This window comes from Glutamicibacter sp. BSL13 (genome assembly GCF_052928425.1).
Genome location: NZ_JAVGCZ010000216.1, coordinates 1 through 1091 on the forward strand (window position 1 = coordinate 1; position 1091 = coordinate 1091).

The window sequence follows — 1091 nt, forward strand, 5'->3', positions numbered from 1 at the left end:
GTGCAGGCACTTCACGCGGGTGGGCATGCCCCCGGCCGAGACCCCGGCGATCTCCGGAACCTCACCGGTGCCCGAACGCCGACCGATCGCGTCCCGGTTGGCCAGATAGGATTCGTGGGCTTCGCGGTAGGCGGCGGCCAGCTGCGGATCCTGCCCGAGCCGTTCGTTCATCTGGTTCATCACCCCGGCGGCCTCCAGGCGGGAAACGGCCGAGGTGATCACCGGGTGGGTCAGGTAGTAGGTGGTGGGGAACGGGATGCCGGAGGACAGCCGCGGGGCGGTGGTGGCCACCAGCGGGTTGCCACATACGCAGCGCGCCCCGATCTCCACCACGTCGCGCACCGGGCGGTTCAGCTGCCGGCTGAGGGTTTCCAGGTCCTTCTCGCTGGGGGTGCGTCCGGCGGCGTCCAGGGCCTCATGAATTCGCTGGTTGCTCACGTCTCACTGCTCTTCCGCTTGCGTCGTAGGTCTTGGGTCCGCAACAAAGGGGACTTCGGGTCATTCGGGGCCGGTGGCGGCGGGCCGGCGCGGGGCCGGGACCGGTTTGGTCAGTCGGTGGCCGAACGGCGCACCGAGTCCAGCAGGGCGTCAACCCAGGGCAGTTCCTGGCGCACCTCATAGGTGCTGCCGTTGGCCTGTTCGTCCTCCTGCGCGGAGGGCCGTTCACCGACCACCATGTACACCCGCTCACCGGGCATCACCAAGTTTATCCGGTCGCGGGCCTGCTGCTTGATGTACAGCGGGTCGTCCCAGCGGGCGATCTCCTCTTTCAGCGCGTCGCGTTCGGCCTCCATGGCGGTGATCGAAGCGCGCAGCTCGTTGATCTCCTGCATCTGGGCGCGGTAGTGGTTCACCGTGGGCACCAGCATCACCGCGAAGAAGGCGAGCACCACCAGCAGGGCGGCGACGCGTCCGGAGAAGCGGTGCGCGGCCACCGGCTCCCCGCCGGGTTCGGCCGGCTGGGTGGGCGGCTGGGCCTCGGCGGGATTGCGGCGCACCGCGGCGGAGAACTTGACCCGATCCACCCGGCGGCGCTGGGACTGCTTCTGCTTGGCCCGCTCCAGCCGCGGGGAGCGCGCGCTCTTGCCCGG

The 1091-nt window shown here is 70.0% G+C and carries 2 protein-coding genes; both read right to left on the bottom strand.

The window, feature by feature from the left end:
- On the bottom strand, positions 1 to 438 hold a 438-nt coding region (locus RCJ92_RS15940), incomplete at its 3' end, for a DUF501 domain-containing protein (RefSeq protein ID WP_446755130.1).
- A gap of 110 nt (positions 439 to 548) precedes the next feature.
- Positions 549 to 1091: FtsB family cell division protein (locus RCJ92_RS15945; protein ID WP_446755131.1), on the bottom strand; the 543-nt coding region annotated here is incomplete at its 5' end.